Source organism: Nitratireductor aestuarii (genome assembly GCF_014641695.1).
GTDB lineage: Bacteria > Pseudomonadota > Alphaproteobacteria > Rhizobiales > Rhizobiaceae > Chelativorans > Chelativorans aestuarii.
Map to the genome: position 1 here is coordinate 513831 of NZ_BMIF01000001.1, position 23752 is coordinate 537582.

A 23752-nucleotide genomic window follows, 5' to 3' on the forward strand; every position below is an offset into this window, starting at 1 on the left:
CAGTGCATAGACGCACGTCCAGCTTGTGCGACGTCCTTCGTTGTCATACCATCTGTTCCTGTTACGTTCTCACAAACCAAGATGAATGACAAGCTCCGTAGCCAAGGATTTTGCCGCGACTGCTTCACTGCCCTGAGGGACAGTGGACGGCGTTGTCGCGCCTGCGGCAGCCCTCGCCTTGTTGCACATGCGGAACTGGGTCAGCTTTCCATCGCCCATATCGATTGCGATGCGTTCTATGCGGCTGTGGAGAAGCGGGACAATCCGGAGCTTGTCGACAAGCCGCTGATCATTGGCGGCGGCAAGCGGGGTGTCGTTTCCACCGCCTGCTATATCGCGCGCATCCATGGCGTGCGTTCTGCCATGCCGATGTTCAAGGCGCTGGAAGCCTGCCCGCAGGCGGTGGTCATCAAGCCGGACATGGAGAAGTACGCGCAAGTCGGACGTGAGGTGCGCGAGCGGATGCTGCGGCTCACGCCGCTGGTGGAGCCGATCTCCATCGACGAAGCCTTTCTCGATCTTACCGGCACGGAGCGGCTGCACGGCGCCTCGCCCGCCCACATCCTGGCGCGCTTTGCGAAGGAGATTGAGCGCGACATCGGCATTACGGTTTCGGTCGGGCTTTCATATTGCAAGTTCCTCGCGAAGGTTGCCTCGGATCTCGACAAGCCGCGCGGGTTTTCGGTGATCGGACGGGAGGAAGCGCAGGAATTTCTTGGCCCTAAGCCCGTCACAACCATCTGGGGCGTCGGCAAGGCCTTTGCCGAGACACTGGCGCACGATGGAATCAAAATAATCGGCCAGTTGCAGCGCATGGAAAAGAACGACCTCATGCGCCGCTACGGCACCATGGGCGTCAGGCTCTATCACCTCGCCCGTGGAGAAGATGACCGGCGGGTGGAGCCGCATGGAGAGGCAAAGAGCGTTTCGTCTGAGACGACGTTCAACGAAGACATAGCCTCCTTTGAGGAGTTAGTGCCGATCCTGCGTCGACAGAGCGAGAAGGTCTCCGCACGATTGAAGAAGGCTGGGCTTGCCGGACGTACGGTCGTCCTCAAGCTAAAGACGAAGGATTTCCGAAGCCGCACGCGTAACCGGCAGCTTGCCGATCCGACACAGCTCGCCGACCGCATTTTTCAGACGGGGCTGGACCTTCTTCGACGCGAGGTAGACGGAACGCATTTCCGGCTGCTCGGCATCGGCGTCAGTGATCTCAGCGACCCCACTCGTGCCGATCCACCGGACCTGGTTGATACGCAAGCGCGGAAGCGCGCACTGGCCGAAGGCGCGATTGACCGCCTGCGCGACAAATTCGGTCAATCAGCCGTGGAGACGGGTTATACGTTCGGCCATCAAAGAAAGTAATACAACGACTTAGCGGCTGTTTCTAAGTCTTTGATGGAAGCAGCTAAAGTTCTACACGAGCTCCACTTCCACCACGCCCGGCACCGAACGCATAGCTGAAGCGATCTGCGGCGAAAGGCGATATCTGTCCGGAAGGCTCACTTCGACCTCGCCCTGTCCGCCATCCTTGATGACGATCAGGCTGACCTGACCCTCGCCGCGGGTCGTAAGCTGTGACGTGATCATCGAGAGCGGCTTCGGATCGCGCAGATAGACGCGCAGCGCCTTCTGCATGCGGCTCGCCTCTTCATCGAGTGACTGCACAGTCTGAATGCGAAGGTTGACGCCCTCGGGCCGATCCTCCGCCTGAACCGTGATCACTACGGATTTACCGGGCTCAAGGATGTCGCGGTAGTGGTTCAGCGCTTCCGAGAACAGCACGGCCTCGTACTGGCCGCTGGAATCGGAGAACTGGACGATGCCCATCTTGTTGCCGGTCTTGGTCTTGCGCTCCTGCTTGGTCGTGATCGTGCCAGCAAGACGACCGGCCGTCGCACCACGCTTCACGGCAGCCTGGAAGTCGATCCAGTTCTGGACGCGCAGTTTCTCCAGCGCATCGCGATAGTCATCGAGCGGATGGGCGGAGAGATAGCAGCCCACGGCGACGAACTCGCGGTGAAGCCGTTCAGCCGGAAGCCATGGTTCGCTCACAGGCAGATGCAGCTTCTGCAGCTCCAGAGCGGCCGAGCCGAAGATATCGCCCTGCCCCAGTGCCGCGTCTTCAGCCGCACGTGCGGAGAGGCCCATGAGGCGATCAATGCCCTGGAAGAGAGCCGCGCGGTCATGGCCGAAGCAGTCGAACGCTCCGGCGCAGATCAGGCTTTCCAGCACACGCTTGCCGACGATACGCGGGTCAACACGGGTGCAGAAATCCTCGATACTGTCGAAGGGCTTCTCCTGGCGCTTGGCGACGATGTGCTCGACCGCATGGTCGCCCACGCCCTTGATGGCTGCCAGCGAATAGTAGATGCGGTTTTCGCCCACTTCGAACAGGCGATAGCTCGTCATGACTGAAGGTGGCACGACCTCGATGCCGAGCCGCGTCGCGTCGCGGCGGTATTCGTTCAGCTTGTCCGTGTTGGCCATGTCATATGTCATGGACGCGGCAAGGAACTCGACCGGATAATGCGCCTTCAGATAGGCCGTCTGGTAGGAGACAACCGCATAGGCGGCAGCGTGCGATTTGTTGAAGCCGTAGTCGGCAAACTTGGCAAGCAGGTCGAAGATCGTGTTGGCCTGCGTCACGGTCACGCCCTGCTTCTTGGCGCCATCGACGAAACGGACACGCTGCTTGTCCATCTCCTCGCGGATCTTCTTACCCATGGCGCGGCGCAGCAAGTCTGCTTCACCGAGCGAGTAGCCCGAGAGCTCCTGGGCGATCTGCATCACCTGCTCCTGGTAAACGATAACGCCCTGCGTTTCCTTCACCAGGTGGTCGATCTTCGGATGGATCGAGGCAATCTCTTCCTCGCCATGCTTGCGCGCATTGTAGACCGGGATGTTCTCCATCGGACCGGGTCGGTAGAGCGCCACAAGCGCAATGATATCCTCGATGCAGTCGGGTTTCATGCCGATCAGCGCCTTGCGCATGCCGGCACTTTCAACCTGGAACACGCCGACGGTCTCGCCGCGCGACAGCATCTGGTAGGTTTTCTGGTCGTCGAGCGGGATCTTCGACAGATCGATCTCGATGCCGCGGCGCTTGATGAGGTTCACCGCCGTCTGCAGCACGGTAAGCGTCTTCAGGCCGAGGAAGTCGAACTTCACCAGACCCGCCTGCTCGACCCACTTCATGTTGTACTGCGTCACCGGCATATCGGAGCGCGGATCGCGGTACATCGGCACCAGTTCGTGCAGCGGTCGGTCACCGATCACGATACCGGCAGCGTGGGTCGACGCGTGACGGTAGAGCCCTTCGAGCTTCATTGCGTTTTCAAGCAATGTCGCGACGATGGGCTCCTTCTCGACCTCTTCGGCGAACTTGGGCTCTTCCTCGACGGCCTTTTTCAGCGGCACCGGATTGGCCGGGTTTGACGGCACAAGTTTGCAGAGACGGTCCACCTGACCATAGGGCATCTGCAGCACGCGGCCGACGTCGCGCAGCACCGCGCGGGCCTGCAGCGAACCGAAGGTGATGATCTGGCCCACCTGCTCGCGCCCATACTTCTGCTGGACATAGCGGATCACCTCTTCGCGGCGATCCTGGCAGAAATCGATGTCAAAGTCGGGCATCGAGACGCGTTCCGGGTTGAGGAAGCGTTCGAACAGCAATGAGAAGCGAAGCGGGTCGATGTCGGTGATGGTGAGCGCGTAAGCGACCAACGATCCTGCACCCGATCCACGACCGGGTCCTACGGGAATTCCTTGCGACTTACCCCATTTGATAAAGTCAGCAACGATAAGGAAATAGCCCGGAAACTTCATGCGCTCGATGATGCCGAGCTCGTAGTCGAGACGTTCCTGATACTCCTCAACAGTGTGACCGGCGGAAGGCCCATGCGCCTCCAGGCGGCGCTCCAGACCCTCACGCGCCTGTCGGCGAAGCTCGTCGGCCTCTGCCTTGAGAGCGGCTTCCTCGCCTGCTGCATCGTCGCCGGTGAAGCGCGGCAGGATGGGATTTCTCGTCTTCGCGTAGTATGAGCAGCGCTGTGCAATCTCGACCGTATTGTCGAGTGCCTCAGGCAGATCTGCAAACAAGACAGACATTTCCGCCTGGGTCTTTAAGTAATTGTCCGGCGTCAGACGGCGCCGATCATCCATGGCGACGACCGCACCTTCGGCAATGGCGATCAGCGCGTCGTGGGCCTCGTAATCGTCGCGGCTCTTGAAGAAAGCTTCGTTAGTGGCGACCAGCGGCAGATCGTGCGTATAGGCAAGATCCACGGTCGCAGCCTCAAGCGCCCGGTCGTAATCCTGCAGGCGTTCGAGCTCCACATAGAGCCGGTCGCAGAAAACCTCCTTCAGGAACAGGAGGCGCTGTTCGGCGATCTCCTTGCGGCCAGCCTGCAAGGCAACGCCTATGGCACCCTTCGGCCCGCCTGTGAGGCAGATGATGCCCTCGCCCAGTTCCTTCAGCCATTCCTGCGTGATGTGGGGCGGCGTTCCGGCCTCATGATCCAGGTAGGCGCGACTGACGAGGCGCACCAGATTGTCATATCCAACCTGAGTGGAGGCGATCAGGACGAGACTGTCATACTCCAGCGTGGCGTTCTTGCGATTGCCCTTGCGCGCTTCGGTGAAGCTGTCGCTGAAGGCTATCGAAAGCTGGCAGCCGATAATCGGCTGAATGCCATCCTTCGAGGCTTTCTGGGAAAATTCCAGTGCGCCAAACAGGTTGTTGGTGTCGGCGATGCAGATGGCGGGGGCGTTGTCGGCGAGCGCATGGGCGATGACCTTGCCCACATGCAGCGCTCCTTCCAGTAGCGAATAGGCCGAGTGCACGCGAAGGTGGATGAAGCGTCGCACCGGCACGGACGGCGGAACCGGCGCTTCACCCTGCATCATCGCTGCGCGCTTGATCGGATCACGCGGAGGACGTTCGCTTGCCATGAACTTCTTCACCCATCACTTTGGAATCAGATTGTGCCGCGTTCAGGCACGAAGGTCGAGCCGCGTCTGGTGAACGTCACAGCTTACCCGACAGAGCCCGCATGCTGAGCTTGTCGAAGCACGAGGGTCCAGTGCGCAGTGATGTCCTACCCACCTCGTGGTTCGACAAGCTCACCATGAGGTGGGAAGCTTCTGCTCGCTACAATCAAAGGCCCTTGGCCACCTGGTCCAGACGCATGAGGCGTTCAAGCAGCGCTTCCATCCTGTCGAGCGGAACCATGTTCGGTCCGTCGGAAGGTGCGTTGTCCGGGTCCTCGTGCGTCTCGATGAAGACACCGGCGACGCCAACTGCCACGGCTGCACGGGCAACGGTCTCAACGAATCGGCGTTCGCCGCCGCTCGACTCACCACGTCCGCCCGGCTGCTGCACCGAATGGGTCGCGTCGAAGATCACCGGAGCGCCCTGCTCCGCCATGATCGGAAGCGCGCGCATGTCGTTGACCAGCGTGTTGTAGCCGAAGCTCGTCCCGCGCTCGGTGACAAGCACGTTGGCATTGCCGGAACCGACGACCTTCGCGACCACGTTCTTCATGTCCCAGGGAGCAAGAAATTGGCCCTTCTTCACGTTGACGATGCGGCCGGTCCCGGCTGCGGCGATCAAGAGGTCGGTCTGCCGGCAGAGGAAGGCGGGGATCTGCAGGATGTCGACCACATCGGCCACGATCCCGCACTGTTCCTCGGTGTGAACATCGGTCAGCACCGGAACGCCGAGTTCCTTGCGCAAGTCCGCGAAGACCGGAAGCGCGGCCTCAAGCCCTGCTCCGCGCTTGCCGGAAAGCGACGTCCGGTTGGCCTTGTCGAAGCTGGTCTTGAAGACGAACCCGATCCCGAGCTTTTCCGTCAGTTCCTTCAGGCTGCCTGCCATGTCAAAGGCATGCTGGCGGCTTTCGAGCTGGCACGGACCGGCGATCAGGGCAAGCGGCGCATCGTTGGCGAAAACTGCTTTTCCCACTTCAACTCGGGAATTCGGGGGCATGCCTGATCTCCTGCAACTTGAGAACTGCTGAAATGAAAACTGGTCCAACCGGCAAGTTGGACCAGTAAGATGCTCATATGGCAATGATCGGGCGCTGACGCCAGATCATCATCTGTGGTTAGACCAGCCGGGACTGCTCGACTGCCGCAGCGATGAACGATGCGAACAGCGGATGCGGCTCAAACGGCCGGCTTTTTAGTTCCGGATGGTACTGAACGCCGATGAACCACGGATGGTCCGCATATTCCACCGTCTCTGGTAGAACGCCGTCAGGCGAAAGTCCTGCAAAGACCAGGCCAGCAGATTCAAGGCGCTCGCGGTACTCAACGTTCACCTCGTAGCGGTGACGGTGACGCTCGTGGATCGTGGTCGAGCCGTAGATCTGCGCGATGCGCGAACCTTCGGTGAGCGCAGCTTCATAGGCACCGAGACGCATGGTACCGCCCAGATCGCCGGAAGCCGCACGCTTCTCCAGCATGTTGCCGCGCAGCCATTCGGTCATCAGACCGACAACCGGCTCGGACGTCGGGCCAAATTCGGTCGATGATGCCTTCGGAAGATCCGCCAGGTTGCGGGCAGCCTCGATGCAGGCCATCTGCATGCCGAAGCAGATGCCGAAATAAGGCACCTTGCGCTCACGGGCGAACTTCGCCGCATGGATCTTGCCTTCCGAACCGCGCTCGCCAAAGCCGCCCGGCACGAGAATGCCGTGGACCTTCTCGAGATACGGAGCCGGATCTTCCTTCTCGAAGACTTCCGATTCGATCCATTCAAGGTTGACGCGCACCCGGTTGGCCAGACCGCCATGGGACAGCGCCTCGATCAGCGACTTGTAGGCGTCCTTGAGACCGGTGTACTTGCCAACGACGGCAATGGTGACCTCACCTTCCGGATTATGGATCCGGTCAGCGACCTCTTTCCAGCGGTCAAGGCGCGGCTTCGGTGCAGGGTCAATGCCGAAGGCAGCCAGAACTTCCGAGTCCAGGCCTTCCCTGTGGTAGGCCATCGGCACGTCATAGATGTGCTTGACGTCAAGCGCCTGGATAACGGCCGTCTCACGCACGTTACAGAAGAGCGACAGCTTGCGGCGCTCCTCGCTCGGGATCGGACGGTCGGCACGCACCAGCAGAATGTCGGGAGCAATACCGATCGACTGCAGCTCCTTGACGGAGTGCTGCGTCGGCTTCGTCTTGAGCTCGCCGGCTGCCGGAATGTACGGCATGAGCGTCAGGTGAACGTAGATTGCACCACCTCGCGGCAGCTCGTTGCCGAGCTGGCGGATGGCTTCCAGGAACGGCATCGCCTCGATGTCGCCAACCGTGCCACCGATCTCGATAAGTACGAAATCGTACTCATCGTTGCCCGAGAGGACGAAATTCTTGATCTCGTCCGTCACGTGCGGAATCACCTGAACAGTCGCACCGAGGTAGTCGCCACGGCGCTCCTTCTCGATGATGTTCTGGTAGATCCTGCCGGTGGTGATGTTGTCCGACTTGTTGGCCGAGCGTCCTGTGAAACGTTCGTAGTGACCAAGATCAAGGTCGGTCTCCGCCCCGTCGTCAGTCACGAAGACCTCACCGTGCTGGTAAGGTGACATCGTGCCCGGATCGACATTGAGGTAGGGATCGAGCTTACGGATGCGAACACGGTATCCGCGCGCCTGCAGAAGCGCACCAAGCGCTGCCGCTGCTATACCCTTACCAAGGGAGGAAACCACGCCGCCAGTGATGAAAACATATCGCGCCATGGGAGTTATCGCTTATCTGGACAGATTCAATTTGGCCAGAACAAAATTGTCGCTCTGGCCTTTTTCCTGCGCATAACGGTTTGCACCGTCAGCATCGATCCTCCTTTGACCGAGCCCCCCCCAGCTCGGGCCGGGCTAAACGCCCGGTCAACCATCAAGGTCGTGCGAGACTTACTGTCCCGACGGAACCTGAGGTTCTGCCGGCGCAGCACCTTCAGCGGGTGCCGGAACGTCGCTCGGAGCCGACTCACCGGCCGGTGCTGCCGGCTGCGTGGCAGGACCGCCGAGCTGGTCAAGAATGCCATTGCCGCCCTGCTGCGAGCCAGCAGGCTGATTCCGCTGCAGCTGATCGAAGATGTCAGCCGGACGCTCCTGGTAACGGGCGTAGATCGAAAGCCCCAGCGAGGTCATGAAGAACAGCGCCGCAAGGATTGCAGTCGTGCGCGTCAGCGTGTTGGCCGCGCCCCGGGCCGTCATGAAGCCCGAACCACCACCGATTCCCAGACCGCCGCCCTCAGAGCGCTGCAGCAGAACTGCGCCTACGAGCGCGACAACAATGATGAGGTGAATGACGATGATGATATTCTGCATGGTTCCTTCCGGCGGTCGCGGACACGTGCCTCAAGCGGACGCGGCTCAATACACGCGTTTCAAGGCTTTTCCAAGTCCCGCGCAAAACATAACTATCCTTGACCTCATTACAAGGCGCTGAGGCAGAGGAGCGCTTACTTTCCTTTGACCGCGTTTGCGATAGCCAGGAAGTCCTTCGCCTTCAGGCTCGCACCGCCGATCAGGCCACCGTCTACGTTGTTGATGGAGAGTAGCTCGCCCGCGTTGTCGGGCTTCATCGAGCCGCCATAGAGAATGCGCACACCGTCCGCTTCTGCACCGATCAGCCTCTTCAACTCGGCACGGATATGGGCATGGGCTTCTTCCACATCCGGAAGCGTCGGGATCAGACCGGTGCCGATCGCCCATACGGGCTCGTAGGCGACCACGGTGTTTGCGGCAGTCGCTTCAGCCGGAACTGAGCCCGCAATCTGCGTGGAGAGAACCGACAGGGTCTTGCCTGACACGCGTTCTTCGCGCGTCTCGCCAATGCAGATGACAGCAACGAGTCCTGCCTGCCACGCAGCCTTGGCCTTGGCTGCAACGACCGCGTCGCTCTCGCCATGGTCGGCGCGGCGCTCGGAGTGACCGACGATCACATGGGATGCGCCGCAATCCTTGAGCATGGCAGCCGAAATGTCGCCGGTGTGGGCTCCGCTCTCCTTGGCGTGGCAGTCCTGACCGCCGGATGCAACCGGAGAACCGGCCATAGCCTTCGCAGCGCGATCAAGGAGCGTGGCAGGGACACAGATCAGGCCATCCGCCTCGTTTCCGGAAGCATCGGCGAACCCAGCAGCGATAGCCTGCAATTCACCGAGCGAGTCACTCGTGCCATTCATCTTCCAGTTTCCGGCGATGAGCGGGCGAATTCCGGGGGTCATTGGCGGTCACTCCTGATCTGTAAGCGGGATAGGAAGCGTTCACTACCAAAAAGGTGCCACAAAGCAATCGACAGTCTCGATCAAGGACGCTATTCCCAACAATTGATCTATAAAACTGAAAGCTGGCAAGAAACCACCATGCTCGATAGTCTTCGCAAAGCCGCCAACACCTGGGTTGCAAAACTGCTCCTTGGCATCCTGGTTCTCAGCTTCGGCATCTGGGGCATCTCCGGCCAGATGCTGACGGATCCATCTGCCCTGTCTGTCGTGACCGCTGGCAAGACCGAGGTCTCGGTGATGGACTACCGGCTGGCCTTCGACCGCCGCGTGGCGGAACTCTCCCGCCAGTTCGGCACCCAGCTGACGCGCGCCCAGGCGGAAGCCTTCGGCGTTCAGGAGCAGGTCCTGTCGGAAGTCACCGTCGGCGCGCTCCTGGATGAGACCTCCCGCAAGATGGGCCTTGGCGTTTCGCGCGAAAGCATTGCGGAGCTCGCAGCCAAGGATCCGACCTTCCAGGGCTTCGACGGCCGCTTTGACGTTGCCCGCTTCGATTACATTCTCCAGCAGATCGGCATGACCCGTGATGCCTACCTGCGCAACCAGACGCAGGTGGCGCGCCGCCAGCAGATCGTTGACGCGGTTGCGACAGGCGTGGACGCCCCGGCAACGCTGCTCCAGAGCATCGCACAGTACCGCGGCGAAGATCGCACCGTGGACTATGTCGTCCTGCCCCGTTCTCTCGTCGAACCGATCGAGGAGCCGAAGGCAGAGGATCTGCAGGCCTATTTCGACGCGAACAAGACTGCCTACGCCGCCCCGGAATTCCGCACGATCAGCTATGTGAAGCTTGAGCCGGAAGACATCGCCGAGCCTGAGGCGGTTGCGCAGGAAGACATTGAGCGCGCCTACGAGCAGGGCCGTGCGAATTACACCGTGGCCGAGCGTCGTACCATCGAGCAGATCAATTTCGACAGCGAGGAAGCTGCCCAAGCTGCGCAGGAGAGCCTGCGTTCCGGTGTGACCTTCGAGGATCTCGTCCAGCTGCAGGGCAAGAAGCTCGAGGACGTCAATCTGGGCCACCTGCCCCGCACCCAGCTCGCCGACGAGAAGATCGCGGAAGCTGCCTTCTCGCTTCCTGAGAACCAGGTTAGCGAAGTGGTTGAGGGCACCTTTGGCCCGGTGATCCTGCGCGTCACCAAGATCGAACCTGAAAAGGTTACCCCGCTCGCCGAGGTGGAGAAGGAGATTCGCCAGCAGCTGGCGGTTGCCGATGCTACCCGGCAGATCCAGGACGCCTACGACGCCTATGAGGATGCCCGTGCCGGCGGCGCGACGCTGAAGGAAGCAGCCGATAGCCTCGGCCTAACTGTGCAGACGATTCAGGCTGTTTCCGCCAAGGGTGAGGATCAGGAAGGCAAGCAGGTCACCCTGCCGAACTCCACGCAGCTTCTCTCCGCAGCCTTTGAAACGGACGAAGGCGTCGAGAACGCTCCGCTCAACTTCGGCTCAAGTGGCTACCTCTTCTACGAAGTCGAGGAAATCATCCCGGCCCGTGAGCGCACGCTTGATGAGGTTCGTGACCGCGTTGTCGCCGACTGGACGCGCGCTGAGGTGAGCAAGCGTCTCAAAGCCAAGGCCGAGGAATTCGCCAAGGCTGTACGCGATGGCACCAGGACGCTAGACCAGGTTGCCGAGGAAATCTCCCAGGAGAAGACGACCAAGCGCGGTCTGAAGCGCGAGTCGAACGATCCGGATCTCGGACGCGGCGGTGTCGGAGCTGTCTTTGCGGTCCAGAAGGGCGGCGTTGGCTCCTTCCCGAACCCGGCAGGCGATGGCGAGTTCCTGTTCCAGGTGACGGAAGTCTTCCAGCCTGCAGCGGCGACCTCGGATGCCGTGCCCGCAGATGTCGCCAAGTCCATCGGCGACACGCTCACGCAGGACCTGCTGATCCAGCTCGCAGCCCGTCTGCAGTCGGACCTTGAGGTTACCGTCAACCGCAATGCGATGCAGCAGGCACTTACTCTGTTCTGAGGTACGTCATGGCTGACTTGAAGGCGCATATCGCGAAGGTTGCAGCGGGTACCCCGCTCAGCCACGAGGAATCCCGTCAGGCCTTCGACATCATCATGTCGGGTGACGCGACGCCGAGCCAGATGGGAGCCTTCCTGATGGCGCTCCGCGTGCGCGGCGAAACGGTGGACGAGATCACCGGCGCCGTCGAGACGATGCGCTCGAAGATGCTGCGCGTCACGGCCCCCGACAATGCCGTCGACATCGTTGGAACCGGCGGCGACGCTTCCGGCTCCTACAATGTGTCCACCTGCGCGGCCTTCATCGTGGCAGGCTGCGGTGTGCCGGTGGCAAAACACGGCAACCGCGCCCTCTCCTCCAAGTCGGGCGCAGCGGATTCCCTTGCCGCCCTCGGCGTCAATATCGAGCTTGGCCCGCACGAGATTGCAGCCTGTGTCGCAGAAGCCGGTATCGGTTTCATGTTCGCCCCCATGCATCACTCGGCCATGCGTCATGTGGGCCCGACCCGCATCGAGCTCGGCACGCGCACAATCTTCAACCTGCTTGGCCCTCTCGCAAACCCGGCGGGCGCCAAGCGTCAGCTGCTCGGCGTCTTTGCCCCTCAGTGGGTCGAGCCGCTGGCACACGTGCTGAAGAACCTCGGCGCGGAGAAGGCCTGGGTTGTCCACGGCGACGGTCTCGACGAGATGACCATTACAGGTTCGACGCTCGTTGCCAGCCTCGACAAGGGCGAAGTGACGACCTTCGAACTGACGCCGGAAGCAGTGGGCCTTGCCCGCGCCGAGATGGCCTCCCTCAAGGGCGGCGACGGCGTCGAAAACGCCAAGGCGCTTCGGGCCGTTCTCGAAGGCGCCCAGAACCCATATCGCGACATCAGCGTCCTTAACGCTGCCGGCGCACTGGTGGTCGCGGACAAGGCCGCGACCATTGAGGAAGGCATCGCACTTGCGGCAAAGTCGCTTTCGTCGGGTGCAGCTCTCGCCACGCTCGACAAGCTCGTCGAAGTGTCGAACCGCAAGGCCTGAGATCGCGGCACCATTGGAATTGTAGGAGCATTTTTCATGGCGGATATTCTGCGCAAGATCGAAGCTTACAAGCGCGAGGAGATCGCTGCCGCCAAATCTGCCCTGCCCGAATCCGAACTGAAGGCGCGCATCCGCGACGCTTCGCCCGTGCGCGGTTTCCTGAAGGCACTTCGTGCCAAGGAAGCCGACGGCAAGTTCGGCCTGATCGCTGAGATCAAGAAGGCAAGTCCCTCCAAGGGCCTGATCCGCGAGGATTTCAATCCGCCTACGCTCGCGAAAGAGTATGAAGCAGGCGGCGCGGCGTGCCTTTCCGTGCTGACCGACGGTCCCTCATTCCAGGGCGCTCCGGAGTTCCTGGTTCAGGCACGTGCAGCCTGCGCGCTGCCTGCAATCCGCAAGGATTTCATGCTCGATACGTATCAGGTGCTGGAGGCTCGTCATCTGGGTGCCGATGCCATCCTCATCATCATGGCGAGCGTCGATGATGAAACCGCCAGGGTGCTGGAAGATGCTGCCCTCGAACTCGGCATGGATGCACTCATCGAAGTGCACGACGAAGAGGAGCTCGAGCGGGCGCTGAAACTCTCCTCGCCCATGATCGGCATCAATAACCGCAATCTGCGCACCTTCGAGACGACGCTTGCCACATCCGAACGGCTCGCTCCGATGGTGCCTTCAGACCGCATGATCGTGGGCGAAAGCGGCATCTTCACCAATGAAGACTGCAAGCGGCTGGAGAAGGTTGGCATCCGCAGCTTCCTCGTCGGCGAAAGCCTGATGCGTCAGCAGAACGTGGCCGAGGCGACGCGCAGTCTGCTCGGCCTCTCCGCGGCAGCCTGAGGACGGCACGCCATGGCTGACGATCATTCGCGTCTCACCCATATCGATGCTGACGGCAAAGCCGACATGGTCGACGTCGGCGCCAAGGCAGACACAGAACGCACGGCCATTGCCGAAGGCACCGTCCGCATGGCGCCGGAAACGCTTGCCGCCATCATTGCCGGCAATGCGAAGAAGGGAGACGTGATTGGCGTCGCCCGCGTCGCCGGCATCATGGCCGCCAAGAAGACGAGCGATCTCATTCCGCTCTGTCATCCACTGGCGCTCACCAAGGTTTCCGTCGATATCGAACCGGACGAGACGCTTCCCGGCCTGCGCGTGCGCGCGCTTGCACGGCTCGTCGGCAAGACTGGCGTCGAGATGGAGGCGTTGACGGCCGTTTCCGTCGCCTGCCTCACCATCTACGATATGGCCAAGGCGCTCGATAAGGGCATGGTCATCGGCGATATCTGCCTGGTTGAAAAAGTGGGCGGCAAGTCCGGTCACTGGAGTCGCGAAGGACAGACATAATGTCGTTGCTTGCAGTCGATGAGGCGCTTGAGCGTATCCTGGAAGGCGTACAGCCCTTGCCCGCCGAGACAGTTCCCCTCCGGCAAGCCGCTGACCGGGTGCTCGCCTCGCCTCTCGCTGCACTGCGGACGCATCCGCCCTTCCATGCTTCTGCCATGGACGGTTACGCGGTCCGCGCGGCTGATATCGCGGAAGCGCCCGCCTCGCTCCGTGTAATCGGCACTTCTGCGGCCGGCGGCAGTTTTGAGGGCGAAGTCCTCCCACAGACTGCCGTGCGCATTTTCACTGGCGCACCGCTGCCCAAGGGTGCTGACACGATCCTGATCCAGGAGAATGCCCGTGTCATCGATGGCGACAGCATCGAAGCCTTGCAGGCGGTAGACGCTGGCCGTCACATCCGTCGGGCGGGACTGGATTTCGCCGAAGGCAACATCGTCCTTGAACAGGGCCGCATCCTCGATCCTGCCGCGCTTTCGCTTGCGGCAGCCGCCGGCCACGCGACGCTCCCTGTGGTACGCAGCCCGCTCATCGCCATCATCTCGACCGGTGATGAACTGGTCCCGCCCGGCGTAGCACCCGGCCCCAACCAGATCGTCGCCTCAAACAACTTCGGCATCGCAGCACTTGCTCAGCGGGATGGCGCACGAATACTGGACCTCGGCATCGTGCCGGACGACCGCGAAGCCTTCGCCAGCGCGGTCCGCCGCGCGCGCGAGGCAGGCGCGGATATTCTGGTGACGCTTGGCGGCGCTTCGGTTGGCGACCGCGACATCACGCGCGATGTTCTTGCCGCCGAAGGCATGACGCTCTCGTTCTGGAAGATCGCGATGCGGCCCGGCAAACCGCTGATCTTCGGGCGGTTCAACGGAACCTCCGTGCTCGGCCTCCCCGGCAATCCTGTTTCCAGCATGGTCTGCGCTCACGTGTTCCTGAGCCCACTCGTGCGGCGTCTCGCCGGCCGAATCCATGCGCCCGACCTCCGCCCGGCGGAACTCGGCGCCGCCCTGCCGGCAAACGACTCGCGTCGCGACTATGTCCGCGCCAGCGTGGCGCTCGGTCCTCGCGGCCTGGTTGCAACGCCGTTTCCGCTGCAGGATTCGTCCATGCTCAGCGTGCTGGCCGCAGCAAACGCGCTCATTATTCGCGCACCGAACGCCCCCGCGGCCGAGATCGGCGACCGCTGCCAGGTTTTGATGCTGCGTTAACACCTTCTCAACCTTCCCGCCGCAACTTTACGGTTGCAGAACACACACTGAACGTCTACGTTCTGTTCTGCATTTGTTTTTACTTTGATTCAGGGGCTTGGTGCCGATGCTGACCCGTAAACAGCATGAACTGCTGCTGTTCATACATGCCTGCCTCAAGGAGACGGGTATCCCCCCTTCGTTCGATGAAATGAAGGAGGCGCTCGACCTCGCTTCGAAATCCGGCATCCATCGCCTGATCAGCGCGCTCGAGGAACGCGGCTTCATCCGCCGCCTGCCCAACCGCGCCCGCGCTCTGGAAGTCATACGGCTTCCCGACTCGATCGCGCCGGGCCTCCCCCGCGCGAAAGGGTTCTCGCCGTCGGTCATTCAAGGCGGCCAGAGCATGCCGGAGCCGGCGCCCGCCCCTGCCGCCTCGTCGCTGGGCAGCGCGAACGACTCCAGCGCCATCTCCATTCCCGTCATGGGCCGGATCGCCGCCGGTGTTCCGATCGACGCAATCCAGCACGCCACGCACAGCATCAGCGTTCCGCCAGACATGATTTCCGGAGGCGAGCATTACGCGCTGGAAGTCAAGGGTGACTCGATGATCGAGGCCGGCATCTTTGACGGTGACACGGTGATCATCCGCCAGATGCAGACGGCTAACCCTGGCGAGATCGTGGTGGCACTGGTGGACGACCAGGAGGCGACGCTGAAGCGCTTCCGCCGCAAGGGCGCATCGATCGCGCTTGAAGCCGCTAACCCCGCCTATGAAACCCGCATCTTCCCGCCTCACCGCGTGAAGGTTCAGGGCAAGCTGGTGGGTCTCATCCGGCGGTATTGAGGTTCTTTGGCGGGCAGGTTGCCTGCCCAAGCTTCACTGAAGAATGGCTGGCACAGTTGATCGGCCATCTCCACGATACAGCTTGGGTTCTGTTGCTCTTCCTTGCATCTTCGTCAATTTCTGCTGGAAGAACGCAGAATTCCGCCCCCTCCAGATTGACGCAACGACGCAGGCAGGGGAAAAGAAAACCGGCGCGGACGTGGCGAAATTGGTAGACGCAAGGGACTTAAAATCCCTCGGGCTTTGCCCGTGCGGGTTCGACCCCCGCCGTCCGCACCATTCATTTTTTTGAGTATAAATAGCGACTTACCCGCAAACCACGTGGAGCGGGACGCGCAAAGCGCTCGCGATTTGCGGGTATATTTGGCATACTGTGACAAGGATTGTGCCACGTTAACCTGGAAAGCCCTACGTTTTGCCGGTTAGCTCTATCTTGTACTACGGTAGCGCTCGTCGAACAGGCCAAGCCTTCTACTTCAGATCTTGTCAGCGCAACGGAAAACCTGCCACTCTTGCCTGCGCAACAAGGATCGGCTGGCGTGTGCAACCTTTACACTTCAACGACCAATGCTGAGGCGATGCGCCAGTTCTCGCGCTATCTGAGCGAGCTGGTTGATCGCTTTCAGTCGAACGAAGAGACCTTCGACGTCTATCCGAACCGTTTCGGGCCAATCGTGAGGATCACTGAGAACGGTCAGGAACTGGTGCGCGCCCGATGGGGCATGCCCTCGCCGCCGTCGGTGCTCGAAGGCAAGGCTTATGACTATGGCGTAACGAACATCCGCAACACCTCTTCTCCGCATTGGCGTGGATGGCTCTCTCCCGAGCACAGGTGTCTGGTTCCGCTCGTCAAGTTTGCCGAGCCGGACCCAGCCAGCAAGCGTCCGGGGGAGCGCGTGCCGGATGCGTGGTTTGCGCGTCCGGATGGCGGGCTTTTCTTCTTCGCCGGGCTCTGGACGCAGTGGACGGGAAAACGGATGGCGCGCGAAGATCCTGCCAAGCATGAGCTTTTTGCGTTCCTGACCACTGCACCCAACGCGCTCGTCGGCGCCGTCCACCCGAAGGCGATGCCGGTGATCCTTACCGATCCCGCAGAAGTCGAAACCTGGCTTCGCGCACCATGGGACGAAGCGCGGACCCTGCAAAGGACGCTGCCCGATTGCCTTCTCACAATGCTCCCGCCCGCGCTACCCGAACAACCTAGCCTGTTCTGAATGCGGTCGCGACCGCTGGTAACACATGCGGTTTCATGGCGCGACGTAATTCTTGACCCAGGTCCGACCGCTCCGTATTTATCGCAAGCCGAAAAGATTTCAGGCTGGTGTGGTTATTCCAGCCCCCCTTCTCCAAGGGGATGAAGTCGCTTCACGCGAACCCGCGGCACCTTCCTTTTTCCTGGACGGTGCCTGGCGGTTCATCCCGTCTTTCGCCGTCCCATAACTTTGCGATAGACACGATGAACAAGAAAATCCTTCTGATTGCACAGATCCTGATGACATTCATGATGGCCCTGCTGATGTCCGGCATCATGAGCCTCATTGCACTCGGCCCCACCAAGCAGTGGCTGTCGGTATGGCCGATACAGTTCATCATCGCCTGGCCGATCGCCTTCATCCTCACCCAGTTCACCAGCAAGATCGCCTTTGCACTGGCGCCGAAACTCGCGGCGAAGGTCTGATCCACTCCTCTAATTTATGCAAAGGTCCCTCATCTCCTGTGGGGCCTTTGAAGCTCCGAGTTCCTTCCGGACAATGGCGTCGCTGTTGCTTGCGCACCGCAACATGACAATGATACGACGTGCTAATTCCTATCAATCATGAAAAAGCACGCCCATGAAGTCTCTTCTCGCCCTTGCCACACTCAGCCTCAGCATCAGCACCGCGGCTTTCGCCGGTGACGAGACCCGCATCGCGGTGATGACCGCCTTCGCGCCTGAATGGACGGCGATGCAGGGAAAACTGACCGATACGAACGAAGTCGAGATCAACGGCATCAAGTTCCTGCTGGGCGAACTCGAAGGCAAGGACGTCGTGCTCTTCATGTCGGGCGTCAGCATGGTCAATGCGGCCATGTCGACGCAGCTCGCGCTCGACAATTTCAACATCAGCGCCATCGTCTTCTCCGGCATCGCCGGTGGTGTGAACCCGTCCTACCACATCGGCGATGTGGTCGTTCCGGCCCGCTGGGGTCAGTATCTGGAAGCCGTGTTCGCACGCGAAGTTGACGGCAAGTTCGTGCCCCCGAGCTGGGTAAAGCCGGAGTGGGCGAACTATGGCATGATCTTCCCCCGTGCGGTGGACATCGCCCGTCCCGGCGGCCAGATCGAGGAAAAGTTCTGGTTCGAGACCGATCCGGAGCTGCTGAAGGTGGCCGAAAAGGTTGCCGGCGAGCTCAATCTCCTGAACTGCGTCGAGGAGAACAAGTGCCTCACCCATGCACCGGAGATCCATGTCGGCGGCAACGGCGTATCCGGCCAGGCCTTCATGGATAATGCCGAGTTCCGGGACTACACCTTCAACACCTTCGAAGCGTCCGTTCTTGACATGGAGTCGGCTGCGGTCGCCCATGTTGCGGACGTGAATGGCGTGCCCTTCATCGCCTTCCGCTCGCTGTCCGACCTTGCCGGCGGCGGTGAAGGCGAAAACGAAATGGGCACCTTCTTCGGCCTGGCATCCAAGAACTCGGCTGCGGTCGTCTCGGCCTTCGTTGAGGCACTGCCGGCGCAAGCTCCGGAAGAAGCTACCTCCAAGTAATTCGGAATATCGCGGGCCGCATGGATTTTCAGCGCGGCCCGCATGGGTTTTCAGGCTGCTTCTGCTAGAAACGCGAAGGGCCACGATCAAGGTCTCGGCGGAAGCGCGCAGGAAAGCAGGAGTTGTTGTGTCAAACGAGTCGCCAGTAACCACCCCGGAAATCCTCGCCAAGCATCCGGTCGCCTGGCTGCAGCCCATACCGGAAGGCTACAAGATCCCCATCTGGCGCTGGGTGCTTCTGCCAGCCACGGCACTGATGCTGAAGCGCAACAAGGGCGTATGGGTCAGCGGAGAATTGAAACTGCTCGCCGACAGCATCCAGTTCACGCAGACGCGCATGATAAAGTCGGCCCGCAACCCGGGCATTGATTGGAAGTTCCCACTGGCCAACATCCGCAATATCACCACGTCGAAGGGCGTCGCCTCCGAAACATTGGAGTTCGAGCACGACACGGGCACGATCAAGTTCATGACCGTTCGTTCCGAAGAGTTTGTCGCCAAGGTCAGGCAGGCGATATAGTCTGCCGGATAGGACCGGGGCCCACCTTTGCCCGCGCCGCCGAAACATGTAAGCCTGTGGCGGTGGAATATTCTCGAACTTGAGCAGACAGGTGGCGGATGGCGCGAGATCTCGCAGAACGGTTCATGCGGTCTCTTTCCGGCATTGGCCTCGTGCTTGGCGTGCTCTTCTTCGCAGCAGCGCTGACCCCCACGCTCGTTCCTAGAACTTACGTCATCCAGGGCATCCTTGCCGGTGCCGCATTCGCCTCTGGCTATCTTATCGGCGTCTTCATCCGCTGGATCTGGCTCTATCTGGAACTGCCGGCCGTCAACGAGCACACGCGGCGGCGTCTGAATACGGTCGCGATCACGGCTTCCATCCTGGTTGCGCTCTGGTTTCTCTGGCAGGCGACCGAATGGCAGAATTCCATCCGTCTGCTCATGGACATGGAGCCGCTCGACTCTGGCCATCCGCTCCTGCTGTCGCTCATCGCCATCGTGACCTTCGTCGTGCTTCTGTGCATCGGACGGGGGTTCAAGTTTCTGGCCGTCCGCTCATCCCGCTATGGCGCCCGCTACATCCCTCGCCGGGTCGCCAATGTTCTCGGCGTGGCGATTGCCGTGGTGGTCTTCTGGCTGTTGGCCACGGACGTTTTCTGGCGGTTCGGCTTCAACGCCATTGATGCTTCTTTCCGCGAGTTCGATGCGCTGATCGAGCCCGCAAGCCCGCAGCCGAAAGACCCGAACAAGACAGGAAGTGCCGCCTCGCTCATCGGTTGGAAGAGCATCGGCCGTGCCGGGCGTGAGTTCATTGCATCCGGCCCGTCGGCGGAGACGATCAGCCTGTTTACCGGCAAGCCAGCTCAGGAGCCCATCCGCGTCTATGTTGGTCTTCAGGACCAAAGGCCGGCGATGGAGAGGGCCAAACTGGCGCTGGCCGAGCTGCAGCGGGTCGGCGCCTTCGACCGTTCCGTGCTGGTGGTCGCGGTACCCACTGGAACGGGGTGGCTTGATCCGGCGGCAATGGATTCGCTGGAGTACCTCCACCATGGCGACGTGGCGACCGTGGCGCTCCAGTACTCCTATCTCAACAGCCCGCTCTCGCTCATCGTCGAGCCGGATCGGGGAGCAGAAGCGGCGAACGCTATCCTGACGGTCATTTACGACCATTGGACAAGGCTGCCCAGGGAGAACCGCCCTCGCCTCTATCTCCATGGCCTGAGCCTCGGAGCCCTCAACTCGGAAGCGTCGCTCGATCTCTTCAAGATCGTTGGCGATCCGATCAACGGGGCGGTGTGGAGCGGGCCACCCTTCGCCAATTCCCTCTGGCGGTCAGTGACGACCGAGCGCAACCAGGGTTCGCCTGCGTGGCTGCCGCAATATCGCGATGGCTCGACCATCCGCTTCATGAACCAGGACGGCTATCCAGAGGGTGCCGAATTCGCTCCATGGGGGCCGATCCGGCTTCTCTATCTTCAATATGCAAGCGACTCCGTCACCTTCTTCAGCCCGCTCGGCTTCTTCCGCCAACCGACCTGGATGCATCAGCCCCGCGGGCCGGATATTTCGCCGGAGCTGCGCTGGTATCCGGTGGTCACCATGCTGCAGCTACTTGTGGACATGGCCTTCGCCACCACGACGCCGCTTGGCTTCGGGCATCTCTATGCCCCAGAGCACTACGTCGAAGCCTGGCGGGCGGTCACCGAACCCACAGGCTGGAATGAAGATGAAATTGCCCGGCTGAAGAGCTATCTGCGGGAGACTATGGACGCAGCCCTCAACTCCGCGGGCAGCGTTGAAGATGCGTACAGCAACCGGGGCGGATAATTGCCCCATTGTCAGGCGACGCTGGTATTCTGGCGCGTCCAGGATCCGCTATGGGAAGGCATTTGAATGAGTGACATTGTTACTGCGGGCATGGTGGTAATCGGCGACGAGATCCTGTCAGGCCGCACCAAGGACAAGAACGTCGGCCACCTGGCCGACATGCTCACCGCCGTTGGCATTGACCTGAAGCAGGTGCGAATCGTGCCGGACGAGCAGGCCGATATCGTTGAGGCGGTGAATGCACTGCGCGCCCGCTTCGACTATGTGTTCACGACCGGTGGCATCGGACCAACCCATGACGACATCACGGCGGATACGATCGCGGCAGCCTTTGGCGTCCCATGCGACTATCACCCGGATGCCTACCCGCTGCTGGAAGCGCACTACGCGGCGCGCGGCATCGAGTTCACCGAGGCCCGAAAGCGGATGGCGCGCACGCCGCAAGGCGCGAGCCTCATCGACAATCCGGTTTCCGTCGCGCCAGGCTTCAATATCGGCAATGTCTATGTGATGGCCGGCATCCCGTCTGTTTTCCAGGCGATGCTGGATAACGTCATTCCGACCCTGCGCACCGGCGCCAAGCTGCTTTCGGGCTCGCTCATTTGTACTTTGGGTGAAGGCACGATTGGCGGTCCGCTCGGCGAGATCCAGAAGGCTTTCCCGGAGACGATCATCGGCTCCTATCCGAGGTTCGAGACTTCCGGTCCCTACACCGAGATCGTGGTGCGCTCGCGCTCGGCCGAGCAGCGGGATGCGGCTCTTGCCGCCGTCAAGGAAATGCTTGACAGTCTTGGCAATGGCGGATGACGCTGCGCACAAGGCGATTGCCCTTGAGCAGAATTGAAGCAACCGGAGGAGGCTGCAGTGGACATTCGGACTCTCTTGGCAATTTTCCATAGCGAAGGTGATGCGCCCCGTCTGCTGGACTTCGCCCTGCCCTTTGCCAGCCGGCACCAGAGCCACCTGATCGGCCTCCATGCTGAAGCCCTCCCCGTCGTTCTGGCGACGCCGATGGAAGGCCCGTTCCTCGCCGTCACCAACGACATGGAACACGAAGCGGCTGAACGCCACGCACGGCTGCGCGACATGGTGGAGGAGCGCGCGCGGGTGGAAGGTGTTTCGCTGGAATGGCGCGGCTTCGACAGCATCTCCGGCGACTCTGCCGTTTCCGGCATCGACAGCGCCCGCAGTGCCGACCTCGTGGTTGTACTCCAGAATGATCCCAAAGGCATTGCCGCTGCCGACCTGGAGACACTGCTCTTCCACAGCGGGCGGCCGGTGCTGTTCGTGCCCCACGCCTACACGCGCAACGGTGCGACCTTCCAGAAGGTGGTGATTGCCTGGAACGGCAGCAAGGAATCCGCCCGTGCCGCCTTCGACGCACTGCCGCTCCTGAAGGAGGCCGGAAGCGTTGAGATCCTGACCATTGACGCACCGGATGGCGGCGGCAGTGGCGGAAAGGACGGCACAGCGATAGCAACCGCCCTTGCCCGACATGGCCTGGATGTCACCATCATGGCCCGGCAATCGGGCAAGATGGCCGAGGCCGACATCCTAAATGCGGCGATCATGGAGTCTGGCGCCGACCTGCTTGTCATGGGCGCATTCGGGCGTTCGCGGCTGGCGGAATTCGTCTTCGGCGGAATGACGCGCAGCGTGTTGCAGTCGATAACAGTGCCGACCCTGATGTCGCGCTAGCCACATTTTTCAGACTACTTCAGCGGTTTGAACCGCATTTTTGGCCGAGTCTATTGCCTGACCCGGCCAAATTCGGCTAATTGCCCCCGCATCTTCCGGCGCTATGAGCCACCCCCTTCTGGAGCATGCAGAATGTCCCTCCCCGATAAAGCCTTTCCCGTCACCTGGGATCAATTTCATCGCGACGCCCGGGCGCTCGCCTGGCGTCTTGCCGGAACCAACAACAACTGGAAGGCCATCGTCTGCATCACGCGTGGCGGTCTGGTGCCTGCCGCCGTCATCGCCCGCGAGCTCGGCGTTCGCCTGATCGAGACGGTCTGCGTTGCCTCCTACCACGACTATAACTCACAGGGTGAGCTGCAGATCCTGAAGGAGATCAACCCCGCACTGCTCGTCGACGAGGGCAAGGACATCCTCATCGTCGACGACCTGACCGACACCGGCAAGACGGCTGCGATCGTGCGCGCCATGGTGCCCAAGGCCCATTTCGCCACCATGTATGCGAAGCCGAAGGGCCGCCCGCTGGTCGATACCTTCGTCACCGAGGTCTCGCAGGACACCTGGATCTACTTCCCCTGGGACATGGGCTTCTCCTACCAGCGCCCGATCGCGGAGAAGGACAAGGAGTAGTCCTCCTTTCGTTTGTGTCAGCTGAGGCCCCATCCGGGGCCTTTTTGCTATCCGGACGAGCGGATTGACCAATTATCTTCGATTATTGTTCGGACGGCGATTGATCCTATCTGCGGCGAAGCTGTTAGTATCCTTCTGACCCTCCTGAGTCGAAGAGATGCAACTTCGATGCCCGAACGCCAGATCGTTTACCGCCTGCTGGAGCATTTCCGCCGCTGGATCGGTGGAAATCCGCCGCGTACGCAGGTAGCGGCCCTGCCTTGGCGCAAGACCGAGGATGGCCAGATCGAAGTTCTGCTGATCACCAGCCGCCGCCGCGGCCGCTGGATCCTGCCCAAGGGTTGGGTGAAGAAAGAAGAAAGTCCTTCAAGCGCCGCCGAACGGGAAGCCTTCGAAGAAGCAGGGGTGCGGGGTCATGCCGCTTCGAGCGAGTTAGGGCGCTATCAGTACCAAAAGAAGCGCTCGAAGAGCACGCCGCATCGCTTTGAAGTTACTGTCATTCCGCTCGAGGTCCTCGAAGAAGTCAAGAAATGGCCGGAGAGAAAGGTGCGCAAGAAGCGCTGGCTGCCGGCGCCTGAAGCGGCCAGGCTGGTGGAGGAGCGCGAGCTTGCCCGGCTCATTGAGAGCTTTGGTAATCCAAAAGAAAGTGCATCCTGATCCTGCAATTGTGAGGCACTGCA

Annotated in this window: 21 protein-coding genes and 1 tRNA gene; 17 read left to right on the top strand and 5 right to left on the bottom strand. The window is 61.2% G+C overall.

Annotated features, from left to right (window positions below; all coding sequences use genetic code 11):
- Positions 1–81: 81 nt before the first annotated feature.
- Positions 82–1365 (top strand): DNA polymerase IV, encoded by a 1284-nt coding sequence (locus tag IEX27_RS02525; protein ID WP_188719347.1) that lies wholly within the window; start codon positions 82–84, stop codon positions 1363–1365.
- A 51-nt stretch (positions 1366–1416) separates the two neighbouring features.
- Here IEX27_RS02525 and dnaE read toward each other — a convergent pair whose 3' ends face one another.
- The 5 genes from dnaE to tpiA form a co-directional block, all read right to left on the bottom strand.
- Positions 1417–4908, bottom strand: a complete 3492-nt coding sequence (dnaE, locus tag IEX27_RS02530; protein WP_244630207.1) for a DNA polymerase III subunit alpha — start codon at positions 4906–4908, stop codon at positions 1417–1419.
- A 250-nt stretch (positions 4909–5158) separates the two neighbouring features.
- Entirely contained in the window at positions 5159–5989 is an 831-nt protein-coding gene (gene kdsA / locus IEX27_RS02535; protein WP_188719349.1) for a 3-deoxy-8-phosphooctulonate synthase, read from the bottom strand.
- Between the two features lie 118 nt (positions 5990–6107).
- On the bottom strand, positions 6108–7736 hold the full coding sequence (gene pyrG, locus IEX27_RS02540) for a CTP synthase (RefSeq protein ID WP_188719350.1): 1629 nt from the start codon (positions 7734–7736) through the stop codon (positions 6108–6110).
- 171 nt (positions 7737–7907) lie between these two features.
- The gene (secG, locus tag IEX27_RS02545) at positions 7908–8327 is read right to left on the bottom strand and encodes a preprotein translocase subunit SecG (RefSeq protein WP_188719351.1); all 420 of its coding nucleotides are present in this window, start codon (positions 8325–8327) and stop codon (positions 7908–7910) included.
- 134 nt (positions 8328–8461) lie between these two features.
- Entirely contained in the window at positions 8462–9226 is a 765-nt protein-coding gene (gene tpiA / locus IEX27_RS02550; RefSeq protein ID WP_188719352.1) for a triose-phosphate isomerase, read from the bottom strand.
- Between the two features lie 138 nt (positions 9227–9364).
- Between tpiA and IEX27_RS02555 the strand changes: the two genes are divergently transcribed.
- From IEX27_RS02555 to IEX27_RS02630, 16 genes are all read left to right on the top strand, one after another.
- The gene (locus IEX27_RS02555; RefSeq protein WP_188719353.1) at positions 9365–11257 is read left to right on the top strand and encodes a SurA N-terminal domain-containing protein; all 1893 of its coding nucleotides are present in this window, start codon (positions 9365–9367) and stop codon (positions 11255–11257) included.
- 8 nt (positions 11258–11265) lie between these two features.
- Positions 11266–12282 (top strand): anthranilate phosphoribosyltransferase, encoded by a 1017-nt coding sequence (gene trpD, locus IEX27_RS02560; protein ID WP_188719354.1) that lies wholly within the window; start codon positions 11266–11268, stop codon positions 12280–12282.
- A gap of 36 nt (positions 12283–12318) precedes the next feature.
- On the top strand, positions 12319–13122 hold the full coding sequence (gene trpC, locus IEX27_RS02565; protein ID WP_188719355.1) for an indole-3-glycerol phosphate synthase TrpC: 804 nt from the start codon (positions 12319–12321) through the stop codon (positions 13120–13122).
- A 12-nt stretch (positions 13123–13134) separates the two neighbouring features.
- On the top strand, positions 13135–13632 hold the full coding sequence (gene moaC / locus IEX27_RS02570; protein ID WP_188719356.1) for a cyclic pyranopterin monophosphate synthase MoaC: 498 nt from the start codon (positions 13135–13137) through the stop codon (positions 13630–13632).
- On the top strand, positions 13632–14837 hold the full coding sequence (locus IEX27_RS02575) for a molybdopterin molybdotransferase MoeA (protein WP_188719357.1): 1206 nt from the start codon (positions 13632–13634) through the stop codon (positions 14835–14837). Before moaC ends, IEX27_RS02575 begins: the two co-directional genes overlap by 1 nt.
- 106 nt (positions 14838–14943) lie before the next feature.
- On the top strand, positions 14944–15663 hold the full coding sequence (lexA, locus tag IEX27_RS02580) for a transcriptional repressor LexA (RefSeq protein WP_188719358.1): 720 nt from the start codon (positions 14944–14946) through the stop codon (positions 15661–15663).
- A gap of 193 nt (positions 15664–15856) precedes the next feature.
- Positions 15857–15942: transfer RNA gene (locus IEX27_RS02585), tRNA-Leu, on the top strand.
- 260 nt (positions 15943–16202) lie between these two features.
- Positions 16203–16877, top strand: a complete 675-nt coding sequence (locus IEX27_RS02590; RefSeq protein WP_188719359.1) for an SOS response-associated peptidase — start codon at positions 16203–16205, stop codon at positions 16875–16877.
- 242 nt (positions 16878–17119) lie between these two features.
- The gene (locus IEX27_RS02595; RefSeq protein ID WP_188719360.1) at positions 17120–17341 is read left to right on the top strand and encodes a DUF2798 domain-containing protein; all 222 of its coding nucleotides are present in this window, start codon (positions 17120–17122) and stop codon (positions 17339–17341) included.
- A gap of 154 nt (positions 17342–17495) precedes the next feature.
- Positions 17496–18416 carry a 5'-methylthioadenosine/S-adenosylhomocysteine nucleosidase gene (locus tag IEX27_RS02600; RefSeq protein ID WP_188719361.1) on the top strand — a complete coding sequence of 307 codons (921 nt, stop codon included), beginning with the start codon at positions 17496–17498 and terminating at the stop codon, positions 18414–18416.
- A 127-nt stretch (positions 18417–18543) separates the two neighbouring features.
- Positions 18544–18936 carry a hypothetical protein gene (locus IEX27_RS02605; protein WP_188719362.1) on the top strand — a complete coding sequence of 131 codons (393 nt, stop codon included), beginning with the start codon at positions 18544–18546 and terminating at the stop codon, positions 18934–18936.
- 125 nt (positions 18937–19061) lie between these two features.
- The gene (locus IEX27_RS02610; RefSeq protein WP_244630191.1) at positions 19062–20744 is read left to right on the top strand and encodes an alpha/beta hydrolase; all 1683 of its coding nucleotides are present in this window, start codon (positions 19062–19064) and stop codon (positions 20742–20744) included.
- 66 nt (positions 20745–20810) lie between these two features.
- The gene (locus IEX27_RS02615; protein ID WP_188719364.1) at positions 20811–21551 is read left to right on the top strand and encodes a competence/damage-inducible protein A; all 741 of its coding nucleotides are present in this window, start codon (positions 20811–20813) and stop codon (positions 21549–21551) included.
- Between the two features lie 57 nt (positions 21552–21608).
- A complete protein-coding gene (locus tag IEX27_RS02620) occupies positions 21609–22442 on the top strand; it encodes a universal stress protein (RefSeq protein ID WP_188719365.1) in 834 nt (277 codons plus the stop codon).
- Positions 22443–22574: 132 nt separating this feature from the next.
- Positions 22575–23072 (top strand): xanthine phosphoribosyltransferase, encoded by a 498-nt coding sequence (gene gpt / locus IEX27_RS02625; protein ID WP_188719366.1) that lies wholly within the window; start codon positions 22575–22577, stop codon positions 23070–23072.
- Between the two features lie 168 nt (positions 23073–23240).
- Positions 23241–23729, top strand: a complete 489-nt coding sequence (locus IEX27_RS02630; RefSeq protein ID WP_188719367.1) for an NUDIX hydrolase — start codon at positions 23241–23243, stop codon at positions 23727–23729.
- The last annotated feature ends 23 nt before the right edge of the window (positions 23730–23752 follow it).

Excerpts from the sequence above, each read along its gene's own strand:
- IEX27_RS02555 (WP_188719353.1), top strand. The coding sequence starts at position 9,365 with ATGCTCGATAGTCTTCGCAAAGCCGCCAACACCTGGGTTGCAAAACTG.
- lexA (WP_188719358.1), top strand. The coding sequence starts at position 14,944 with ATGCTGACCCGTAAACAGCATGAACTGCTGCTGTTCATACATGCCTGC.
- IEX27_RS02615 (WP_188719364.1), top strand. The coding sequence starts at position 20,811 with ATGAGTGACATTGTTACTGCGGGCATGGTGGTAATCGGCGACGAGATC.
- IEX27_RS02630 (WP_188719367.1), top strand. The coding sequence starts at position 23,241 with ATGCCCGAACGCCAGATCGTTTACCGCCTGCTGGAGCATTTCCGCCGC.
- trpC (WP_188719355.1), top strand. The coding sequence starts at position 12,319 with ATGGCGGATATTCTGCGCAAGATCGAAGCTTACAAGCGCGAGGAGATC.
- dnaE (WP_244630207.1), bottom strand. The coding sequence starts at position 4,908 with ATGATGCAGGGTGAAGCGCCGGTTCCGCCGTCCGTGCCGGTGCGACGC.
- IEX27_RS02610 (WP_244630191.1), top strand. The coding sequence starts at position 19,062 with ATGCGGTCTCTTTCCGGCATTGGCCTCGTGCTTGGCGTGCTCTTCTTC.
- pyrG (WP_188719350.1), bottom strand. The coding sequence starts at position 7,736 with ATGGCGCGATATGTTTTCATCACTGGCGGCGTGGTTTCCTCCCTTGGT.
- IEX27_RS02600 (WP_188719361.1), top strand. The coding sequence starts at position 17,496 with ATGAAGTCTCTTCTCGCCCTTGCCACACTCAGCCTCAGCATCAGCACC.
- IEX27_RS02525 (WP_188719347.1), top strand. The coding sequence starts at position 82 with ATGAATGACAAGCTCCGTAGCCAAGGATTTTGCCGCGACTGCTTCACT.
- moaC (WP_188719356.1), top strand. The coding sequence starts at position 13,135 with ATGGCTGACGATCATTCGCGTCTCACCCATATCGATGCTGACGGCAAA.
- secG (WP_188719351.1), bottom strand. The coding sequence starts at position 8,327 with ATGCAGAATATCATCATCGTCATTCACCTCATCATTGTTGTCGCGCTC.
- gpt (WP_188719366.1), top strand. The coding sequence starts at position 22,575 with ATGTCCCTCCCCGATAAAGCCTTTCCCGTCACCTGGGATCAATTTCAT.
- tpiA (WP_188719352.1), bottom strand. The coding sequence starts at position 9,226 with ATGACCCCCGGAATTCGCCCGCTCATCGCCGGAAACTGGAAGATGAAT.
- IEX27_RS02595 (WP_188719360.1), top strand. The coding sequence starts at position 17,120 with ATGAACAAGAAAATCCTTCTGATTGCACAGATCCTGATGACATTCATG.
- IEX27_RS02575 (WP_188719357.1), top strand. The coding sequence starts at position 13,632 with ATGTCGTTGCTTGCAGTCGATGAGGCGCTTGAGCGTATCCTGGAAGGC.
- kdsA (WP_188719349.1), bottom strand. The coding sequence starts at position 5,989 with ATGCCCCCGAATTCCCGAGTTGAAGTGGGAAAAGCAGTTTTCGCCAAC.
- trpD (WP_188719354.1), top strand. The coding sequence starts at position 11,266 with ATGGCTGACTTGAAGGCGCATATCGCGAAGGTTGCAGCGGGTACCCCG.